The organism is Cryobacterium sp. TMS1-13-1 (genome assembly GCF_004403125.1).
Classification (GTDB): domain Bacteria; phylum Actinomycetota; class Actinomycetes; order Actinomycetales; family Microbacteriaceae; genus Cryobacterium; species Cryobacterium levicorallinum.
Genome location: NZ_SOGX01000010.1, coordinates 63,564 through 83,195 on the forward strand (window position 1 = coordinate 63,564; position 19,632 = coordinate 83,195).

General features: G+C 64.3%; 23 protein-coding genes. 15 read left to right on the forward strand and 8 right to left on the reverse strand.

Annotated features, from left to right (window positions below):
- The first annotated feature begins 114 nt into the window (after positions 1-114).
- Together E3T31_RS09600 and E3T31_RS09605 are read left to right on the forward strand one after the other, a co-directional pair.
- The gene (locus tag E3T31_RS09600; RefSeq protein WP_134468547.1) at positions 115-420 is read left to right on the forward strand and encodes a hypothetical protein; all 306 of its coding nucleotides are present in this window, start codon (positions 115-117) and stop codon (positions 418-420) included.
- A gap of 76 nt (positions 421-496) precedes the next feature.
- Positions 497-1,045: a hypothetical protein gene (locus E3T31_RS09605; protein ID WP_134468548.1), complete on the forward strand. Its 549-nt coding sequence runs from the start codon at positions 497-499 to the stop codon at positions 1,043-1,045.
- Positions 1,046-1,523: 478 nt separating this feature from the next.
- On the opposite strand, the gene E3T31_RS17785 is transcribed toward E3T31_RS09605, so the two are convergent.
- Complete coding sequence (locus E3T31_RS17785; RefSeq protein WP_166788458.1) at positions 1,524-1,667, reverse strand: hypothetical protein; 144 nt, start codon at positions 1,665-1,667, stop codon at positions 1,524-1,526.
- A gap of 135 nt (positions 1,668-1,802) precedes the next feature.
- Here E3T31_RS17785 and nadE point away from each other — a divergent pair, with 135 nt between their 5' ends.
- The gene (gene nadE, locus E3T31_RS09610; protein WP_134468549.1) at positions 1,803-2,624 is read left to right on the forward strand and encodes an ammonia-dependent NAD(+) synthetase; all 822 of its coding nucleotides are present in this window, start codon (positions 1,803-1,805) and stop codon (positions 2,622-2,624) included.
- 79 nt (positions 2,625-2,703) lie between these two features.
- Here nadE and E3T31_RS09615 read toward each other — a convergent pair whose 3' ends face one another.
- The gene (locus E3T31_RS09615) at positions 2,704-3,468 is read right to left on the reverse strand and encodes a hypothetical protein (protein ID WP_174844870.1); all 765 of its coding nucleotides are present in this window, start codon (positions 3,466-3,468) and stop codon (positions 2,704-2,706) included.
- A 101-nt stretch (positions 3,469-3,569) separates the two neighbouring features.
- Positions 3,570-3,800: a hypothetical protein gene (locus tag E3T31_RS09620; protein ID WP_134468550.1), complete on the reverse strand. Its 231-nt coding sequence runs from the start codon at positions 3,798-3,800 to the stop codon at positions 3,570-3,572.
- 139 nt (positions 3,801-3,939) lie between these two features.
- Between E3T31_RS09620 and msrA the strand changes: the two genes are divergently transcribed.
- From msrA to E3T31_RS09645, 5 genes are all read left to right on the forward strand, one after another.
- Entirely contained in the window at positions 3,940-4,464 is a 525-nt protein-coding gene (gene msrA, locus E3T31_RS09625; RefSeq protein ID WP_134468551.1) for a peptide-methionine (S)-S-oxide reductase MsrA, read from the forward strand.
- Between the two features lie 204 nt (positions 4,465-4,668).
- Complete coding sequence (locus E3T31_RS09630; RefSeq protein WP_134468552.1) at positions 4,669-5,199, forward strand: single-stranded DNA-binding protein; 531 nt, start codon at positions 4,669-4,671, stop codon at positions 5,197-5,199.
- 35 nt (positions 5,200-5,234) lie between these two features.
- Positions 5,235-5,795, forward strand: coding sequence for a hypothetical protein (locus E3T31_RS09635; protein WP_241977809.1), 561 nt, complete (start codon positions 5,235-5,237; stop codon positions 5,793-5,795).
- 5 nt (positions 5,796-5,800) lie between these two features.
- The gene (gene ettA, locus E3T31_RS09640; protein ID WP_134441430.1) at positions 5,801-7,483 is read left to right on the forward strand and encodes an energy-dependent translational throttle protein EttA; all 1,683 of its coding nucleotides are present in this window, start codon (positions 5,801-5,803) and stop codon (positions 7,481-7,483) included.
- Between the two features lie 12 nt (positions 7,484-7,495).
- Positions 7,496-7,966, forward strand: a complete 471-nt coding sequence (locus E3T31_RS09645) for a thioesterase family protein (RefSeq protein ID WP_134468553.1) — start codon at positions 7,496-7,498, stop codon at positions 7,964-7,966.
- Between the two features lie 39 nt (positions 7,967-8,005).
- Here the strand turns inward: E3T31_RS09645 and E3T31_RS09650 are convergent, their stop codons facing one another.
- Complete coding sequence (locus E3T31_RS09650; protein ID WP_134468554.1) at positions 8,006-8,494, reverse strand: ubiquinol-cytochrome c reductase iron-sulfur subunit; 489 nt, start codon at positions 8,492-8,494, stop codon at positions 8,006-8,008.
- A 141-nt stretch (positions 8,495-8,635) separates the two neighbouring features.
- Between E3T31_RS09650 and E3T31_RS09655 the strand changes: the two genes are divergently transcribed.
- Both E3T31_RS09655 and E3T31_RS09660 read left to right on the forward strand, forming a co-directional pair.
- Positions 8,636-9,145: a sigma-70 family RNA polymerase sigma factor gene (locus E3T31_RS09655; RefSeq protein ID WP_134468555.1), complete on the forward strand. Its 510-nt coding sequence runs from the start codon at positions 8,636-8,638 to the stop codon at positions 9,143-9,145.
- A complete protein-coding gene (locus E3T31_RS09660) occupies positions 9,142-9,852 on the forward strand; it encodes a zf-HC2 domain-containing protein (protein ID WP_134468556.1) in 711 nt (236 codons plus the stop codon). Before E3T31_RS09655 ends, E3T31_RS09660 begins: the two co-directional genes overlap by 4 nt.
- An 8-nt stretch (positions 9,853-9,860) precedes the next feature.
- On the opposite strand, the gene E3T31_RS09665 is transcribed toward E3T31_RS09660, so the two are convergent.
- A complete protein-coding gene (locus E3T31_RS09665) occupies positions 9,861-10,736 on the reverse strand; it encodes an acyl-CoA thioesterase II (protein WP_241977810.1) in 876 nt (291 codons plus the stop codon).
- Between the two features lie 68 nt (positions 10,737-10,804).
- Here E3T31_RS09665 and E3T31_RS09670 point away from each other — a divergent pair, with 68 nt between their 5' ends.
- Positions 10,805-11,482, forward strand: coding sequence for a hypothetical protein (locus E3T31_RS09670; RefSeq protein WP_104133071.1), 678 nt, complete (start codon positions 10,805-10,807; stop codon positions 11,480-11,482).
- Positions 11,483-11,919: 437 nt separating this feature from the next.
- Positions 11,920-12,462 carry a DUF6578 domain-containing protein gene (locus tag E3T31_RS09680; RefSeq protein ID WP_134468557.1) on the forward strand — a complete coding sequence of 181 codons (543 nt, stop codon included), beginning with the start codon at positions 11,920-11,922 and terminating at the stop codon, positions 12,460-12,462.
- Positions 12,463-12,537: 75 nt separating this feature from the next.
- On the opposite strand, the gene E3T31_RS09685 is transcribed toward E3T31_RS09680, so the two are convergent.
- Positions 12,538-12,876: a hypothetical protein gene (locus tag E3T31_RS09685; protein ID WP_241977811.1), complete on the reverse strand. Its 339-nt coding sequence runs from the start codon at positions 12,874-12,876 to the stop codon at positions 12,538-12,540.
- Positions 12,876-13,343, reverse strand: coding sequence for a prevent-host-death protein (locus tag E3T31_RS09690; protein ID WP_134468558.1), 468 nt, complete (start codon positions 13,341-13,343; stop codon positions 12,876-12,878). The genes E3T31_RS09685 and E3T31_RS09690 overlap by 1 nt, the downstream gene beginning before the upstream one ends.
- Positions 13,344-14,079: 736 nt before the next feature.
- Here E3T31_RS09690 and E3T31_RS09695 point away from each other — a divergent pair.
- On the forward strand, positions 14,080-14,589 hold the full coding sequence (locus E3T31_RS09695) for a hypothetical protein (protein ID WP_134468559.1): 510 nt from the start codon (positions 14,080-14,082) through the stop codon (positions 14,587-14,589).
- Positions 14,590-15,023: 434 nt separating this feature from the next.
- Here the strand turns inward: E3T31_RS09695 and E3T31_RS09700 are convergent, their stop codons facing one another.
- Positions 15,024-16,592: a PucR family transcriptional regulator gene (locus E3T31_RS09700; protein WP_134468560.1), complete on the reverse strand. Its 1,569-nt coding sequence runs from the start codon at positions 16,590-16,592 to the stop codon at positions 15,024-15,026.
- Between the two features lie 171 nt (positions 16,593-16,763).
- Here E3T31_RS09700 and gabT point away from each other — a divergent pair, with 171 nt between their 5' ends.
- Entirely contained in the window at positions 16,764-18,143 is a 1,380-nt protein-coding gene (gene gabT / locus E3T31_RS09705) for a 4-aminobutyrate--2-oxoglutarate transaminase (RefSeq protein ID WP_134468561.1), read from the forward strand.
- Positions 18,140-19,630: an NAD-dependent succinate-semialdehyde dehydrogenase gene (locus E3T31_RS09710; RefSeq protein ID WP_134468562.1), complete on the forward strand. Its 1,491-nt coding sequence runs from the start codon at positions 18,140-18,142 to the stop codon at positions 19,628-19,630. The genes gabT and E3T31_RS09710 overlap by 4 nt, the downstream gene beginning before the upstream one ends.
- Positions 19,631-19,632 lie beyond the last annotated feature (2 nt).

Consider the following 19,632-nt stretch of genomic DNA (forward strand, 5'->3'; position numbering starts at 1 on the left):
TCGGGCCGCGGCCCGTCGGCATCGCGAGGCGGAGGCGCGGGGGAGGGAGCGGGCGAAGCGCTGCGCTGGCGGGTGGAGCACCCCGAGCGCAAGCGTGAGTATCAGCAGCGGTGGGTGGCGGAGAATCGCGAGAAGGTACGCGAGTACTACAACCGCTACTACGAGGCTCATCGCGCTGAGGTGAATGCGCGGGCTGCGGCCAGGCGGGATGCTGACCCGGAGCACACGAAGCAGATCACCCGGCAGTGGGCCGACCGCAACAAGGAGCGCCGGGCCGAGTTGCAGCGCAATCGTCGCAGCGACCCGGAGATCTACCAGTCCGAGCTGGAGGCGCACGCAGCCGCGAGACGTCTCAAGCGCAGCCTGAGTCGGGCCGGCCTGCCTGCCGCCGAAGCTTCTGCACGCGACGACCGCGGCTGAGCGTCGGGCCAATGAGCGTGAAGCCGACGCGTATTTCAATGACCCGTCCCGGCCGGAGCATCTGCGGCAGTTCACAGTGTTCGCCGAGTCGCTGACCGAGCACATGCTCCAGAACGGTGCCAGCATACGCGAGTTCGCCGACGCCTACGTGGAGACCAGGGCGCGCTTGGGTCTCCCGCCAGTGCCGGTGGAGACCATCGTCTACGCCCGTGCCGTCGAGATAGTCGCCGAGCGGATGCGCCGGGTCGATCTCCTGACGGGCCGCGACGTCACAGCGGCCGTTCGTGCCACGAAGGCCATGGTTCGGCGCGAAGAGCGGCAGCAGCAGTTCGAGCGACTCATAAGAACGGTCGTGACTCATGCGCACCGCAACAGTGCACGGTTTCGCGTCGACGCGGAGATCGATTACCTGGCTAGGACTCATCGGGGAAAGCCTCGTGTGCCCGTCGAGTCACTGGTCGTGCAGCTTGCGATGCAGGAGGTCTTTGGGCGCGTGCCCACGAACAGGCTGACAATCGATGATGCTCGGAGTGTTGCCCGCGTCGCGAAGCAGCGCGTTGCGATGTCTTTCCAAGCTCGTGCGGATGCGGTAGACGAACGGATTCATCGACCGTCCGTCGGGTAACTGGCCTTTGGCTTGCCACATCTGGATGTAGGCGGATTTCGCGATCTCCCTGGACGCCTGCCCAGATCGGTCAAGCGCGGTCGCGACCGTTGTGCGGAAGCGCGGGGATAGTCACAGCCGGTCACCACATCAGGTGTGCAGCCCGAGACCAGGAGTTCGACGCGCGCTCGGTATCGTATGTCGACTGGGTGGGTTTGGGACCAAGCATGAGGACTTGATGCGCGCACGTTTATTCAACGTTTATTGCGTCGAGACCAGCCGAGATGGGCCGAGGTATTGCGATAGAATTGCAGCAGATATCACAGGGAACACCTGATCAGATCGAGATCGGACGAGATCTCGCGATGAGAGTCGCTCGTCCAAAAAGGGTCCGCCGCAATCCGATTGTCGTAGGTTCGATTCCTACCGGGGCACCACACGGGAGCGAACGGCGCAATCAGGTGCGAGCGCGTTTCTGCTGAATGCACATTCGGCCGTTTTATATTGTCTGGGCTGCACCGAGCCCCAGCATTCCGACCGCATAGAACACGTTGTCGCCGCTGACGGCACTCCACACTCCGAGGCCAAAGAAGACCAGGCCCAATATCATCAGCGCCAGCGGTGCTTCTGTTCGTTGTGTCATATCCGACTGACTCTTGTCGTTGACTCTGGAGACGAGCGGCTCCCAGTGTGGCGCGAATCGACGTGAAGGCCAAGGCTTCGTCTGCCGTCCGGGTGCTGCGGCAGCACGAATTCTCGAGGATTGCTAGATTCAAGTATGCGAGAACTCCAGGCGCGAATCATCGCGGAACTCAACGTCTCACCCACCATCGACCCGGCCGCCGAGATTGGCCGCCGGGTGAAATTTCTCAAGGACTACCTCAAGCGCACCGGCGCTGCGGGCCTGGCGCTCGGCATTAGCGGCGGTCAGGACTCCACCCTCGCCGGCCGGATGTGCGCGCTCGCCATCGATGAACTCGTCGCCGAGGGGCATCCGGCAACCTTTGTCGCTGTGCGCCTGCCATACGCGGTGCAGCGCGATGAAGCGGATGCCCAACTCGCGTTGGAATTCATCCGCCCGCAATCGCAGGCCGTCTTCAATATCGAACTCGCCGTCGAGGGTTTCGAAACCGAGTTTCTCGCAAGCCTCGACGTGGCGATGACCGACTTCACCAAGGGGAATGTCAAGGCGCGCTCCCGCATGATCGCGCAGTATGCGCTCGCCGGCCAGCTCGGCCTGCTCGTGGTCGGGACCGACCATGCAGCCGAAGCGGTCACCGGATTCTTCACCAAGTACGGCGACGGCGGCACCGATATTCTGCCGCTGACCGGCCTGACCAAGCGCCAGGGCCGGGCCCTGTTGATGGAGCTCGGCGCCCCCGAACAGCTCTATTTGAAGGACCCGACCGCTGATCTACTCGACCACACGCCCGGCCAGACCGACGAAGCCAATCTGGGGCTGCAATACGAGCACATCGACGATTTTCTCGAGGGGCTTCCGGTCGAGGACGAAGTGGCCGAGGCAATCGAAGCACGCTTCCTGAGCACGGAGCATAAGCGGCGGGTGCCAGCTTCGTTGTTTGACGACTGGTGGCAGTAAGCGCCCCAGCGCTACGAAAAAACGAGCCGGTCAGTGCTGCGAGAGCGCCGACCGGCTCGTTCAGGTGGTGCTGATTGACCTAGCTGGTCGGTGCGGAGGACGAACGCGTGAGCGGGTCTGTGCTGCGCACCTCGAGCTTGTTCACGTCGTCGAGCAGACGCTGGGTCTCCGTTGATGCGTCGGCCGTAGCCGCCGTCGAAGTGGCTGCCGGCGCACGGTTGACCGCCGCAGGAGTGAGCGGTGCAGCTCGCACCGATGCGGGGGCGGACTCTGCCGCGCTGTGCTGGTCGTGGTGCTGCTGGGCAACCCAGGCTTCCTGCTCGGCCAGCAGGTTCTTCTCGGCGCCGGAATTCTGGGCCTTCCAACGATCGAGATCGCCCTGGAAGATTTTGCGGGCACGCCCGGGCTTGTTCTGCCACTCCACCAGACGGTCGCGAAACTCGACCAAGGCCGGTTCCAGCTGGTACCCGAATGTGGCCGAGGTGCGCTTGAGCTCATACAACTCGTGGGCGGCCCAGTTCGCGGCGATGCCCGAACCGCGGATCGGCAGCAGTCGAACCTGAATGTCGGCCTGTCCGACCGCACGGTCGCTCATGACCTGCTCCTGCGGGGTCAGTGAATTCCAAACGGATGCCTCGGTGGCGGCATCGATGAGAGCGGCGATCGCGGCCACCTTAATCTCCCGATCCCGCTGAGTGAGGAGCCGCTTGACGGCCCCCCGGGAGATCAACGCCGCCAGCACGCTGGCGATGACAATCGCACCAATGAAGACGATTGCACTGAAAACCACCGGTTTTGTGCTGACGTCTGTGAGCCAGGTTACGAAGCTATTCCACCATTCCATGTCGAGGATTTTATCCGCGCAGTTTCTGTTCTGCGGGACCAGCCTCGGCGTGCCCCCACGCAATTGGGACCAATGGGTGCAGCGCGGCACCAATTTGAGCACTAGCGGAAACAATCGATGGCGTCTTCGATGCGGCAGAACACACCGAGATCGCGCGTGCGCATGGCGAAGACTATTCTGCGGGCGCTGTACCGCTCACCGTCGATGCCGGCGTGGCATTCGAGATAGCCGATGACAGCGCCAAGGGGGTCGACGACGCGCCACAGTCTCTCCCGCACGGGGATGAATTCACGGCCACGAATGCGGGCGATCGGTGCGATGAGAGTGGTCATGATTGCTCCTTCTGCTTCGGCCGGCCGCGGTTGTTTCCTCCACCGTATGGGCGACCACCGACATCCGCTTTCGGCGAACAGTCGGCGCTGCTGACGCAGCATTCGGCAGCGGCGACGCCGGACGAGTTAGGGTAGAGGAGTGCAAACTTTTGTGATCGCAGGTGGATGTTTCTGGTGTCTCGATGCTGTCTATCGGGTCTTACGCGGTGTGAGTGAGGTCGTGTCGGGGTATACCGGCGGCACCACCGCCGACCCGAACTATGAAGCGGTCTGTACCGGGCGTACCGGCCACGCCGAGGCCGTAGCGGTCACCTTCGACCCGAAGGTCATTCCGGCCAGCGTCATCCTTGACGTGTTCTTCACACTGCACGACCCGACCCAGCTCAACCGGCAGGGCAACGATATCGGGACCCAATACCGGTCGGCCATGTTCTACACCGACGATGAGCAGAAGCGGCTGTTTGAGACGGCCCGCGATCGGGCGAGCGAGTGGTGGGGCGCCGGCATCACCACCACAATCGAACCGCTCGGCGACTACCACGATGCCGAGGATTACCACCAGGACTTCTTCAACAAGAACCCCGGGCAGGGCTACTGCATGGCCGTTGCCGTGCCGAAGGTCAACAAAATTCGCAAGTCGTACTCCGAGTACCTCGTCGGCTAGTTTCTTCTCCACAACGGCTTGTCGGCGGGATTCTCCACTGATTCGCTTGAATCGATCCGTCGCAGCCCATGGGGGCGGCACACTCACAGTGTGCGACCCGGGAACGACGAAGACTGGCACGAGTTGTTGTTCCCGGGCCGTGTGCGCTCACTCTTTGTCGAGCGCCCAGCGAGCGTCTTCGCGACAACCGTGCCGGGAGAAACCATGAGCGACCACATCACGATATCCGGAGTCATCGGCACCGATCCCAGTGTGATTTTCGGCAAAAACGGGACCCCGATCACTTCCTTTCGGCTAGCCTCCCGTCAGAGCCACCATGACCAGGCCAAAGACGAATGGATCGTCGACGAAAGCTGCTGGTATTCCGTCAAGACCTTTCGCCAGCTGGCCACGAATGCGGGCAAGTCGCTGAAAAAAGGCGAGCACATTGTCGTCTCCGGACGGCTGGTCGTTCGCAAATGGACCAACGCCGAGAAATCCGGAACTTCCGTGGAGATCATTGCTGACTCTGTCGGCCACGACCTCACCTGGTACACCACGACGCCGGTGCGCTCTGCGGCACCCTCGCGTACCAGCACCGATAAGGCTGAGCCGGACCCGGTGGAATTCCCTGAATCGGAGGAATCGGCCAGCGCGTTCGAGGCGGAGCGCGGGCAGAACGATCCTGCCGGAGACGGCTTTGTACCGATCGACACCGACGCGGATGTGGATGCCTACGCGCGTTTAGACTCGTAACATCGTCCACGCGTGTGGACCGGGGGAGGCAATACGTGAGCGTGGCAGAACCACAACCGCAGGATCAGTTCGTCGTGACTACGGCCGGTCGGCGCGCCGGCCGCTCGCGGTTCTTTCTGTCTACCGTGGCCGCGGTGGGCGCTGTGCTGCTCCTCGGCGTCAGCCTCGCCGCGTGTACCGGTGTCCCCGCAGAGCCCGCCGCGACCACCGCCGTTCCCACTACGTCGGCGACACCGGATTCCTCGGCCACTCCAGCGCCCGACCCGGCGCTGATACCGACTGGAACCGCCGGGGAGAATCTGGTCTACTTCAACTTTCTGGCCGCGGCGGTAACCAAGGCCGACCCCGCTGCTGACGGCCGTGCCTACATCGACGCCCTCGTCGCCGGCGGGTTCGACCGCAGCGCGATGGAAGTGAGCTTCGACCGCACCCAGGCCGATCTCGTCGCCGACTCCGTACAATTCTCCGTGCGCTTCGCCGGCGAATGCCTGATCGGTCAAATCGGCCCGGCCAGCGACGGCTTCCACAGCGTGGTCGCGCCGATCCTCTCGACCGGTTTGTGTCTGGTTGGGTCCAGTCGACAAATAGACTGGTAGGTATTATGGCCGAATTTATTTACTCAATGGTCCGCGCTCGCAAGGCGATCGGTGAAAAGCTGATTCTTGACGACGTCACCATGTCCTTTTTCCCCGGTGCCAAGATTGGTGTGGTCGGCCCGAACGGCGCCGGAAAGTCCACCATTCTCAAGATCATGGCGGGTCTGGATACCCCCAGCAACGGCGAGGCGCGACTCTCCCCGGGCTACACCGTCGGCATCCTGATGCAGGAACCGCAGCTCGATGAGAGCAAGACCGTGCTCGAAAACGTGCAGGAGGGCGTCGGGCCGATCAAGGCCAAGGTCGACCGGTTCAATGAGATCAGCCTCGCTCTTGGCGAACCCGACGCCGACTTCGACACCCTGCTCGCCGAAATGGGCATTCTGCAGGAAGCGATCGATGCAGCGGATGCCTGGGACCTCGATTCCCAGCTCGAGCAGGCCATGGATGCCCTGCGCACCCCGCCGGGCGACTCCGAGGTCGCCAACCTCTCCGGTGGTGAGAAGCGCCGCGTAGCGCTGACCAAGCTGCTGCTGCAGAAGCCCGACCTGTTGCTGCTCGATGAGCCCACTAACCACCTCGATGCCGAGAGTGTCCTCTGGCTCGAGCAACACCTCGCCAAATATCCCGGCGCCGTGATCGCCGTCACCCACGACCGGTACTTCCTCGACCATGTTGCCGAGTGGATCGCCGAAATCGACCGCGGACACCTTTACCCCTACGAGGGCAATTACTCCACCTACCTCGAAAAGAAGCAGGAACGACTGCTCGTGCAGGGCAAGAAGGATGCAAAGTTGTCGCGCCGTCTCGCCGACGAGCTCGAGTGGGTGCGCTCCAACGCCAAGGGCCGTCAGGTGAAGTCGAAGGCCCGTCTGGCCCGCTACGAAGAGATGGTCACCGCCGCTGAGAGCACCCGCAAGCTGGACTTCGAAGAAATCGTGATTCCGGTCGGCCCGCGCCTCGGTGCCCAGGTCATCGACGCGACCAAGCTCGAAAAGGGCTTCGACGGGCGCATGCTCATCGACAATCTCAGCTTCACCCTGCCGCGCAACGGCATCGTCGGCATCATCGGCCCGAACGGTGTGGGAAAGACCACCCTGTTCAAGACCATCGTCGGCAAGGAACCGCTCGACGGCGGCGAGCTGAAAATCGGTGACACGGTCAACATTTCCTATGTCGACCAGGACCGTGGCGGCATAGATCCGAACAAGACCCTGTGGGAGGTCGTCTCCGACGGCCAGGACTACATTCAGGTCGGCAAGACCGAAATTCCCTCGCGCGCCTACGTCTCGACCTTTGGTTTCAAGGGCCCAGACCAGCAGAAGAAGGCCGGCGTCCTCTCCGGTGGCGAGCGCAACCGCCTGAACCTGGCTCTCACCCTGAAGCAGGGCGGAAACCTGCTGCTCCTCGACGAGCCCACTAACGACCTCGACGTCGAAACGCTTGGTTCGCTCGAGAACGCGCTGCTCGAGTTCCCCGGGTGCGCCGTGGTGATCACCCACGACCGGTGGTTCCTGGACCGGGTGGCCACGCACATCCTCTCGTATGAGGGAACCGACGACAACCCGGCCAACTGGTACTGGTTCGAGGGCAACTTCGAGTCCTACGAAGAGAATAAGATCGAGCGTCTCGGCCCCGACGCGGCCAAGCCGCACCGTTCCGCCTACCGCAAGCTCACTCGCGATTAGAAAGTCAAACAAGTGAAGCTGCACGTACCGATCCGTCTGCGCTGGTCCGACCTCGACGCCTACGGTCACGTCAACAACTCCGAGATGCTGCGCCTGCTGGAAGAGGCGCGCATCCTGGCCTTCTGGGTGACCGAAGACGACGGGGCGATCGGCGCGAGCACGGCCGTGCTCGACGGGCGTCCGGGAGCGGCGACCCTGACGCTGATCGCCCGGCAGGAGATCGAGTATCTGGCGCCGGTGCCCTACCTGCGTCAGCCGCTCGACGTGCGGCTGTGGCTCGGCAAGCTCGGTGGCGCGAGCCTCGACGTTTGCTATGAGGTGTACAGCCCTGAGGGGGTCATGCCGGAGATACTGTATGCGCGGGCGAACACGACCATCGTGCTCGTCGATGCGACGAGCCAACGCCCGCGCCGCATCAACGATACCGAACGCGCCGCCTGGACTCCCTACCTCGACGACCCGATCGAGTTTGCCCGCCGCTGAGCCAGCGCGGGCCATCGATCGCCGCGCCTGCCGGGATCGTTAACCGGCCAGAACCGTGTCGCCAGCGACAGTGACGGTGACCTGGTCCAGTGCACGTGGTGCTGGGCCGCCGAGCACGTCACCCGTGGCGAGGTCGTAGCGCGACTGGTGGCACGGGCAGTCGAATTCGGTGGCGGCGGGCTCCACCTTGCAGCCTTGATGCGTGCAGATCGCGCTGAAGGCGACGACCGTGCCTTCCGTCGGCTGGGCGAGCAGGATTGGTTGACCATCGAGGGTGGCCGCGATGCCACCGCCAACCGGGATATCGGCCAGTTTGGCGACCTCGGTCCCGGCGGGTGCCGTTTCCGCGCCGGGATCCGTGGCTGAACCGGTCGGATCGGTCGCGCTCTCGGTCTCGGTCGGGGACGCGTCCGTGGAGGCGGTACCGGTATCCGGGGTGCTGCTACAGGCAGCCAGGGCGACCGCTGCGGCGGCGCTTCCCCCCACCAGGATCATGCTTCGACGGGACAGGTTGATTGCCGGGGCCATGATTCTCCTTGAGGAACGTATTAGCGGGTAGGTTGGCGCTGCTTCAGCTATCAACGAAGCGGCTGGTGGTTCGGTTCAGTGTTTCAGGACGTCAATTGAACCGCAATGGCCCCGGTTCCGTGTTAGCAGGGGAGGTAGGCCATGGCCGATGAGCGTGCCGAACTATTGCGTGCCCTCCACGACGAGCACGGGCCTATGCTGTGGCGCTATGTTGTGCGGCTGACCCACGACACCGCCCTCGCCGACGACGTGGTGCAGGAGACGCTGCTGCGCGCCTGGCGCCGGCCACGCCTGCTCGATCAGACCGCGGTGTCGGCCAGGGCGTGGCTGTTCACGGTGGCCCGAAACCTGGTGATCGACGACCGACGCTCGGCCCGCGCCCGACATGAGATGCCGACCGACCAGCTGCCCGAACTGCCCACCGACGATCAGACCGACGCCCTGCTCGATGCCTGGCTGGTAGCGGATGCCCTCACCGACCTCTCGCTCGACCATCGGGCCGTCATCGTCTGCGCCTACTATCAAGGCCAGTCCGTCGCGGAGACCGCACGACACCTGGATATTCCCGAAGGAACCGTGAAATCCAGGCTGCACTATGGCCTGCGAGCCCTGCGTCTCGCACTGCAAGAACGAGGAGTGACGGAGCGATGAACACTCCTGCCGACCGGTACGCAGACTGGGACGGCGCCTACGTACTGGGCGCGCTTTCACCGGGCGACCGGCGTGACTACGAACGACACCTGAACGACTGCGCTGCCTGCAGTCAGGCCGTCGCCCACCTCGCCGGGCTGCCCGGACTGCTCGCTCTGGTGCCACTGAATCAAGCGGCGCAGCTCGGTCACGCGACCGGTGCGGCAGTGGACTCCGGCACATTGCCGTCCGTCGAACTGCTGCCCCGGCTGTTGACGGCGGCACGGGCCCGCTCCCGGCGGGCCCGCCGGCGCACGGTGGGGGCCGTGCTTGCGGCCGCCGCGATCGCGGCATCCGCTGCCCTGATGGTGCCCGGCTGGCTGGACCAGCGAGTCACCAGTGCCAGGGAACCGGCCGTGGCCATGACCGCCGTCGTTCCGAGTCCGCTCACCGCCAGCTTTCGCCTCACCGGCGAAAACTGGGGCACCCGCATCGACGCGAGCTGCAGTTACGCGAAGAGCGGCAACGACTTCGGCCCGCAGCCCTACGCCCTGTTCGTGACCGACACCGCTGGCGACGAGAGGCTGGTGGCGAGTTGGATTGCCGGCCCCGGCACCACGATCACCGCCGCGGGCACCATGAGTGTCGCCGAAGACGATATCGCGAGCGTGGACATTCGCTGGATGCCCGACGAACGCGTGCTGCTGGAGTCCAAACCGAGCTGGTAGCTGCGGAACTATTCGAGGATTATGGGCACGCGCAACATGCCCTCCTGCGCCACGGTGGCCAGAAGCACGCCGTCGCGGCTGAAAATGCTGCCCGTAGCAAGGCCGCGACCGCCTTGGGCGCTCGGCGAATCCTGCACGTAGAGCAGCCATTCGTCGACCCGGCCGAAGCGGTGCCACCACATGGCGTGGTCGAGGCTCGCGACCTTGAGACCCGGCGAGGCCCATGCGACGCCGTGCCGACGCAAGATCGGTTCCATGATCGAGTAGTCGCTCGCGTAGGCGAGCGCGGCGCGATGCACGTCGGGGTCGTCCGGCAGCGCCGAAAACGTCTTCATCCATACGGCCTGACGCGAGGTGTGCTCGCCGTTGACCTTGAGGTAGATCGGAGAGGGAACGTGACGCATATCGAAGGGGCGTTCGCTGGCCCAGTAGCGCGCCACCGAATGGTCGATGTGCGCGAGCGAAGCGGATGCCGTCGGCAGGCTTTCCGGGTCGGGAATGTCTTTCGGCATCTCGATGTGGTGTTCCAGGCCTTCGTCGGCGTCCTGGAACGAGGCAATCATCGACAGGATCGGCACACCGTCCTGATAGCACTGGGTGCGGCGGGTCGAAAACGAGCGTCCGTCGTGAATGCGTTCGACCGAAAAGGTGATCGGCTGGTTGACATCACCGGGGCGCAGAAAATAGCCGTGCATCGAGTGCACATGGCGTTCATCGGGCACGGTGCGCATTGCGGCGACGAGGGACTGGGCCAGCACTTGCCCGCCGAAGACGCGACCCAGCGGCATCCACTGGGAAGGGCCGGTGAAGATGTCTTCGTTGGTGCGGGCTCCGGTGTCGGTCAGATCGAGAACAGCCAGAAGGCCTTCCATCGGCTTGTGCATGCTGTCTCCTCTGGCAAGTTTGCGTGCGCGGCCAACGGTCGTGGCGCATCTTGGTAGTTTAGAAGGTGATGAGCCAGTCATTCACTCTTACCGATTCCCAGTCCCTCAGCGATCTGATCGTGTTTCTGTCACGGTCCGGTCGCGTTCTCGATGGTTCCGTGCGCTTGATCGCATCGGAGGGGGTGATCGCGGTGTACACCGCGATCTTCTACCCGCGCGGCCTGCTCGATGTCAGCCCGACCGTGCTCGGCTTGCGCACCTTCGCGTTGACCACGCCGGTCGATCTCGACAAGGTCGTGCCGGTGCGTTCCCTGATCGAGCGTCTCAAACGGCTCGAATCGACGACCAGCGACCTGACCTTGCCGGTGACGGTGACCGTTCCCCTCGAGGTAAACACCGTGACCTGGGCCGGAATCTCGCCGCCCAAGGGGGGCTGGGACCGGCACGGGCAGACGACGGCCGCGCATCTCGAAGCCGCCGCCCGCGCCGGCATCGACGAGGTCGCTGCCGCGATTCCGGAAGGAACCGGCGAAATGATCGTCGAGCGGGTGCGCGCCGAAGTGTGGGGCCGTCAGGTCGATGGACTCGAATTCGTGCCGACCGGCGCCGGGTTTGCCGCGTTCAGCCTCGGCTTTCTCGCCGCCGACGAACCGGTGCAGCTCTACGAGTCGGGCCTGTGGACCCGCCTCAGCACGAGTCGCGGTCACGTTTTGGTGCGGCGCAAGCCCTGGACCCTCCAGCCGTAGCAACGATCACCCCGGAGGCTTGTGCTGCTGGCCGTCGCGGTCGGGCGTCGTGCTTCTCGGGGTCTTAAGCGCGCCCTATCTCGTGGCCGGGCCAGCGGAGCGCTGCGATCTCATCTGCGTTGATGAACGGTAAGTGCCTGACAGGCTGCAATACCGCTTGGACAAACGTGGACTTGCCTGCACCATTGGACCCAGCAAGGACATGGAGGACGGGTGAATTCACGCGGTCTTGTCGTTGGGGCTGCGAACGACGGCGTTGCCTTGGCATCGTCTTCATGACGCACCTGAAGCACTCCGCTACAGGTTGCGACGAGGATAGCTGCCAACAGGAACGCCCGTAAGGGGAACCTGAAGTGGGGCAGCTACAACGTTCCGGCGGTGGATAACCTAACGCGTCGGCTGAGTCGCAGCGTGGGAGTTGGGCTAGCGTGGGCATTATGACGCGCGTGTGGCTGACGGAATGGGAATGGGCGTGCTGCGGCGATGCTTTTGCCATCGGCGATGAGGTCGACTTCGGTATCGAGACGCGAACGCCGCGTGCTGCTCTCGCTGACGTGCTCGGACCGGAACTTTTCGCCACGGTGGACACGATGGAGTCGCACCATGAGGAAGAGTTCACCGATCGTGTGCGTGGCCGGGTCGTCGCCATACACGCGGTCACGCAGGATGTTATCGAGCGTCGGTCGCTTCGTCGGCCCGGCCACGGCGCCCCGCCCGAATCGATCATGACGCCGGAGGGCGACGAGCGGGCGAGGGTTGGCCGCGAGTTCGGCAATGAATCGTTCCTCGCAACTTCACATTCTCGATACATGATCGAGATCGAGCCGGTTTCGAATACAGCGATGTTGACCTCGGTTCAGGGAGTTCGGCTGCGTATCGACGAAGAAGCCGAACCGCTCCCTGACTTCCCTGTTCCACCGCCCGAGAAACGCCGACGCTCACTGGAGGGCTGGCTCGTCGACGTGGGGGAGCACGCATAAAGCGTCCGCTCGCGGAACCCCCTGCGGGACAGGTGACGCAATGCCGATGAAGTAGCCGGTCGTGACTGCCTGCACCTACTTCGTTTGGTTGGGGTGTTTCGTAAACACGTTGACGATCTTCACCGTTCTGCCGTCAACGTAGAACCAGATGCGCGCTCCACCAGAGAGTTCGTACTGCCATTGATCGTGGGCAACGCCGTCGCGAACAATCGTCGCCAAATGGCCCTTGAGCTGATGGCACCTGGGGTCTGATTGATTGGGCGCTTTCGTGAGCCGGTCCCAGGCATCCACAGCGGAGCTTTGCTGGGTTGCGACGATGTCGCGCCACCCGGTCGCGGCCTGACTCGTGGAGTGCTCGATGACGAATTCTGACGATTTGAGCGGCCGAGAAATGGGCCCCTTCTTCGGGGGCACTAGACGCGGGGCTTCTTGACCGCCACCGGTTCGCTCAGCCAATCCGGTTCGTCCTGACCCCAGCCCGCAGCGACCGCCTCTGCGGTGTTCTGCCAAGCCTGAATCTCGGTGAGGATACGACCGGGCTGATTGACGACGAATGCACCCCGCGCGGTGTCGATGATGTCCCGGGCGCACGTGCGCTGATCCTGAACACTGAGAAGTTTGATCCATGGGAACGGGCCGGCCAAACGATCCTCTAAGGTGCCGTTTTCATCAAGCGACACGGCGATCAGCTGCGCCGCGACCTCAAGGATCCGCTCGTGGGCAGCAGCCTCCCGCTTGGTCGTGAGGACCAGGGATTCGCCATCACGCCGAGAGACCTCAACGGGCGCTTCCTCTGCGGCAGCGAAAACAGCCGCCGAATTGCGGGACAGCTCCGACGATTGCACGACGCGCTGGCCTGCAAAGTTGAATGATGTCGTCATAACCACATGCTATTCCGAACATGTTCTGAATTCAAGTCTTACGGAAGATAGGTGACCGGCAGGCGGTGCACGCGAGCGATACCGTGGAACGCCAAATCACGCGCCTCCCGCTAGACCGAGGGCTCGAGGCGGCAAAAGCGCCGACAGCAGTCCAGAAGGGGAACCCTACGGGAATTGGGCGGAGCCGAGCGAGCAGATAACCCAGTGGTCCCCGCGTGGCACTACGCCGCTACCGCCGAAATACTATGGCTAGGATCTGCACTTTCTGTGCGGTCTCTTCTTCTTCGTGATTGGTGCCTTCTCGGAGGAGGTGGCCACTGACGTGGTGGTCGTCGAACTCGGCAATACTACGGTTGGGTACGCCGATGAGGAGGCCCCGCCCCCCTATGTCGATTTCACGACATCGGCCAGAATTATGGCCACAGTAATGACCACTCCACCTATCGAGCGCAGCACTGTGAAGATACTTCTGAATTGCGTGCGGCTCCGGATAGTTGTTCCCATTTTGAGGCTCCCTTGCGATGTAGCCTATCGAGTCCAATAAAGCTCACACACGAGTCACGACCACTTCGATGAGACGACGCCCCAAAATCGAGCAAAATCCCGAGTCGCGAAGGCAATCGATTTGCGTCGGCGGCCCTCACTTGTGCCCGAAGGCCGAACCCTCTGCGGCACGTCCGCCCGTGGTGCGCGCCCGGGGCTGGTGCTAATGAACGTCAGGAAGCATCATTGACGAATGGCAGACGATGATGACATTGAGCTGGCGCTGATTGAGGCGCAAGATGCTGAGTACCGCAGGACGTTCGTGCCTCCGGTTCCGCTTCCTGATGACGTGCTTCGCGCGGCCGCGGGGTCCGACGACGTCTCTGTGAGGTGGCAGCTTGGCGCTTACCCATTTGTGTTGCCGGCTGACGTGTTCCTGGCCTTGATCGATGACCCCGAAGAGGCAGTACGGGAGTCCACAGTCAGGCATTGGGCGGCGACAACGAGTCAGCTTGAGCTCGCGCTGGCGCTGCGGCCGGAGCTCGACGAACAGTTGATCTTCCACGATCACGCACCGCGCAGGTTGATGGACCGGCGTCCGGTCGGCGTCGCTGATGGCCCGCTACGTCGGCACTACCTCGATCAGCACGGCGCGAGTGAAGCTGAGCGCGGCAAGTTTCAGTCGTTGTGCGACGACTGCCCGAGTGAAGAGCAGCTCACCGTGACTCTCGGAGATTTGTGGGAAATCGTCCACACGGGGTGATCGTCCGGAGATAACCGTCAAAGAAGGATCCAGGTTCGTCATCATTGCCGTTAGCGCGCGTACCAGAGGCGGAACCTTGATCGAGACGATGTCAGGCCAGAAGGAATGAACGCAGTGCGATGATCTAGGAGTCGAATGAATCGAGGTGTCCGTCGTGGGACGCCCCGGTGAGATCAACTCGTTTCACGTCTCGGCCGCGGTCGATGAACTCAGCCTCTTCTTGAGCGGTGAACATCCCCGCTTCTGCGCAAACAATAAGCTTGACCAGGATGCTTATAGGGTACCCGCGTATCAACGGGGTAGCCCGGTCAACCGTTTACCGTGCAATCCAGCGCGCCGGCGACACTGCCGGTTTGATTCGAAAAAAGCTTCACCGTGCAGCGCCGGAATCCGCACCTGTGCAGCCTAAACGTGAATTTCCGTATCGATCCTTTTCAGCCCCCTTCTCTTGTCGTCCAGCGGGTCTCGGTGGCAGAATCGGTGGCCAGCAGTGCCGCCCAGACGTCGGCGCGCGCCGGAAACGATCCCAGGTCGCGGGCGAGCAACTGCTCTGCCTGCTGAATGCGGGCACGCACCGTGTGTCGGTGCACGCCGAGCTGGTCGGCGGCCGCTCCGAACTGCCCGTTGCAGAGCAACCAGGCGTGCAGGGTGGCGAGTAGTTCCGTGCCGTGGGTCTGGTCGTGGGCGAGGACCGGGGCGAGCGTGGCCAGGCCGACCTCGCGGGCATCCGTTCTGGCCAGCAGCGCGAGCACACCCTGCCGCGCGACGACGTCAAAGCCGGTCACGCCCATGGCACCCTCCCGCGCCCGGGCGAGCGCCTGCTGGGCCTGGTCGAGGCCCCGAGGCAGCTGGCGATACTCGGTTGGCTCCGAGAGGCCGGCGTGCAACTCAAACAGCGTGCATAGGTCCGAGAGGATGCCGTCGGCCGCCCGGTCGAGACAGAGCACGATGGTGTCCTCCTGGCGGGCGAAGAACAGCTGCCTTGGAGAGTCCTCGACGCGCAGCTCCAGGTACTCCGTGATGGCGTCGCGGCGCGTGGCCGGCGCGTCAACGACCGCGACCAGCACCGGCCCGACCGGAAGTGCACCCCACATCTGCCGGGAAATCTGATCTACCAGTTTCTGGTCACCGCCGAGCAGGGTGTGCATCAGCCCGGAGCGCAGCAGCGCCTGTGCGCGATCGAGAGCGTTGTTCTGCTCGAGGGCGAGACCGGCGAGGGCGATCACGCTCGTGACGACCTCGGTGCTTGCCTGGTCGAGGGCACGCGGCCCGCCCAGGGCGAGCACGCCGCGCAGGTGGTTATGCCCGCCGAGGGTCTGCAGGGAAAGCGTCTCGCCGCCGGCCTCGACGCTGCTGCTCGATCGCTGGCCGCGCCCGAGCAGGCGGCGGGCTTCGTGCTGCACGGTCGCGCGGGTGTCGGGGGCTGCGCTGAACGTCTCGCGGGGAAACACCCGATCGAGGGTGCCGCTCGCGTCGAACAGCGCGACCCAGTGGCCGAGCTGGTTCGACAGCTCGGCGAGGGTCGCGCTCAAACCGTCGGGGCGGAGTGCGGCGAGCGCGATCGCTCGCTGTGCCCGCAACGCCCAGGTCGCCCCGGCGTAGCGATCCTCGGCGACGAGGTCGCCGGCCGCTCGCGCCACGGCAATGAACGGTGTGCGATACGGCACCTCGAACAGGGGAAGGCCGAGCGATTGGCAAGCGGCGAGCAGTCCCTCCGGGGTGCCGTTTCGAATGACTTCGGTACCGAAACCGAGCGCGGTGAGGCCCCGGTCGCGCAAACGCTGCACATAGCGGCGGTAGTCGGGATCCGCTTTCGGATCGGTGCCGAACTGGGTGCCGGTGGTGAGCAGCACCTGGTCAGCGGACAGGAAGGGGGTGGGGTCGACGAGGTCGGAGCTGTGTACCCACTCCACCGGTGCATCGAGCGCGACCGGTTCGGCGATGCCGAGCAGAGTCAGACCGAGCTGGGGATCAGCGAGCAGGCGGCGCAGTGTGGGGAGCATGGGAGGCCTTATACAGGTTGGAGATCTTGGTGGCCCCAACTATACAACCCGGCTATGTTGCGGCGGCCCGGTGTTGCCTAGCATTGCTCCGTGCTGCAAATGGCACAGTGCTCCCATGGCACAGCGGTATCGTGCCGCGATGCCGCCCGTCGTTTTGGATCGGAAACTCTGATGACCCTCCTGGATACCCCGCGCCCCACCAGTACACCGGTTGGTGGCCCTCAGCTGGCGCAGGAACGCAAGCTCGTCACGAGTATTCCCGGCCCGAAATCACGAGCGCTGAGCCAACGCAAGGCCCTGGCCGTGTCGGCCGGCGTCGGGATCACGCTGCCGGTGTACGTGGTGGCCGCCGGCGGGGGCGTTGTCGTCGACGTCGATGGCAACTCGCTCATCGACCTGGGATCCGGAATCGCCGTGACCGGCGTTGGTAACAGCGCGCCGCGCGTGGTGGCGGCCGTCGCCGCGCAGCTGGCCCAGTTCACCCACACCTGTTTCACCGTGGCGCCCTACGACTCCTACATCGAGGTGGCCGAAGCCCTGAACCGCCTCACCCCCGGTGACCATGAGAAGCGCAGCGTGTTGTTCAACTCCGGCGCCGAAGCGGTGGAGAACGCCGTCAAGATCGCCCGGCACTTCACCGGAAGGCAGGCCGTCGTCGCCTTCGACCATGCCTACCACGGCCGCACCAACCTCACGATGGGGCTGACCGCCAAGAACCAGCCGTACAAGAACGGTTTCGGGCCTTTCGCCCCCGAGGTGTACCGAGCGCCCATGTCGTACCCGTTGCGCGACGGCGGCCTGGACGGCGTCGTAGCGGCGAACCGGGCCATCTCGCAGATTGAGAAGCAGATCGGCGCGAGCAACCTCGCCGCCATCATCATCGAACCCATTCAGGGCGAGGGCGGCTTCATCGTTCCAGCTCAGGGATTCCTGGCCACTCTGCTGGCCTGGTGCCGCGCCAACGAAGTCATCTTCATTGCCGACGAAATTCAGACCGGCTTCGCCCGCACCGGCCACATGTTCGCCTGTGAACACGAGGGCATCGTGCCTGACCTGATCTGCACCGCGAAGGGGATCGCCGGCGGCCTGCCACTGTCGGCGGTTACCGGGCGCGCCGACATCATGGATTCGCCCCAGGCCGGCGGCCTCGGCGGCACCTACGGCGGCAACCCGCTCGCCTGCGCCGCAGCGCTCGCCACCATCGACACCTACGAGAGCGACCACCTGGTTGAACGGGCCGTCGCCATCGGAGCCATCCTGAACGAGCGGCTCGGCGCGCTCGCCGCCGCCGACTCGCGCATTATCGAGGTGCGGGGCCGCGGCGCCATGATCGCCATCGAACTCGTCGACCCCGCCACGGGGGAGCCGGATGCCGCCCTGACCGGTCGGGTCATCGCCGCCGCCCACGCCCAGGGCGTCATCCTGCTGGGCTGCGGAACGTACGGCAACGTCATCCGCTTTCTGCCGCCGCTCAGCATTCCGGACCATCTGCTGCTCGAGGGCCTGCAGGTTATCGCCGACGCACTGGCTGAGACACTGGCCGTCGCATGAGCGCCGTGTCCCTCACCGGCCAGCCGGCAGCGCAGGGCAGTGCAGAGCTGCTGGCCCGCGTGCCCGACCAGCTGTACATCAACGGCCAGTGGGTGAACGGGACGGAGGAGCCCTTTGCGGTGACCGACCCGGCGACCGGGCAGGCTCTCAAACAGATTCAAAACGCATCCGTCGCCGATGGTGCCCGAGCCCTCGACGCAGCGGTTGCCGCAGCGGATGCCTGGGCAGCGACCCCGGCACGGGTGCGCGCGGAGATTCTGCGCCGCGCCTTCGACCTGCTGCAAGAGCGTCGGGAGGATTTCGCCACGCTCATGACGCTCGAAATGGGCAAGCCGATCGCCGAGGCCAACGGTGAAGTGACCTACGGCGGCGAGTTTCTGCGCTGGTTCAGCGAGGAAGCCGTGCGTATCAGCGGCCGGTACGGTGCCAACCCGGAGGGCACCGGCACGATGGTCGTCACCCAGCGGCCGGTGGGCCCGTGTTACCTGATAACGCCGTGGAACTTTCCGCTCGCCATGGCCACTCGCAAGATTGCCCCGGCGCTCGCCGCGGGCTGCACCGTGGTCGTGAAACCGGCCGAGCTGACCCCGCTGACCACGCTGCTGTTCGTGCAGTTGCTCGCGGATGCCGGCGTGCCGGCCGGCGTGGTGAACGTTATTACGACGACCGAGTCGCAGGCGGTGTCGGCCCCGATCATCGCCGACCCCCGGTTGCGCAAGCTCAGCTTCACCGGGTCGACCGGCGTCGGGCGTGCCCTGATCGCCCAGGCCGCCCAGAACGTGCTGCGCACCTCGATGGAACTCGGCGGCAATGCCCCCTTCGTAGTGTTCGCCGACGCCGACCTCGAGCAGGCCGTCACCGGCGCCATGCTCGCGAAGTTCCGCAACACCGGCCAGGCCTGCACGGCCGCCAACCGGTTCATCGTGCACGCGTCTGTTGCCGATGAGTTCGCCCGTCGACTGACCGAGCGGGTCAATGCCCTCGTGTCGGGACCCGGCATCGATCCCACGGTGAACTTCGGGCCGCTCGTGACCGAGGCGGCCGTCGACAACGTGGCTGCCCTCGTGCAGGACGCCATCGCGCGCGGCGCCACGCTGCTCACCGGCGGCATCCGCTCAGAGGGGCCCGGCTCGTTCTACGCCCCCACTGTGCTGACCGGAGTGAGCGCCGACAGCCGCCTCGTGCTGGAGGAAATCTTCGGACCGGTCGTCGGCATCCAAACCTTCGAAACAGATGAAGAGGCCATTGAAATGGCAAATGACACCGAATATGGTCTGATCGGTTACGTTTTTACCACTGATATCAACCGTGGTCATCGTATGATCGAGAGTATCGATACCGGCATGATGGGCCTGAATACCGGCCTGGTTTCCAATGCCGCAGCACCATTCGGCGGAGTCAAACAGTCCGGGCTCGGTCGTGAGGGCGGCCTCGAAGGTATCCATGAATACCTCTCGACCAAGTACACCCTCATTCCCTCGTCATAACT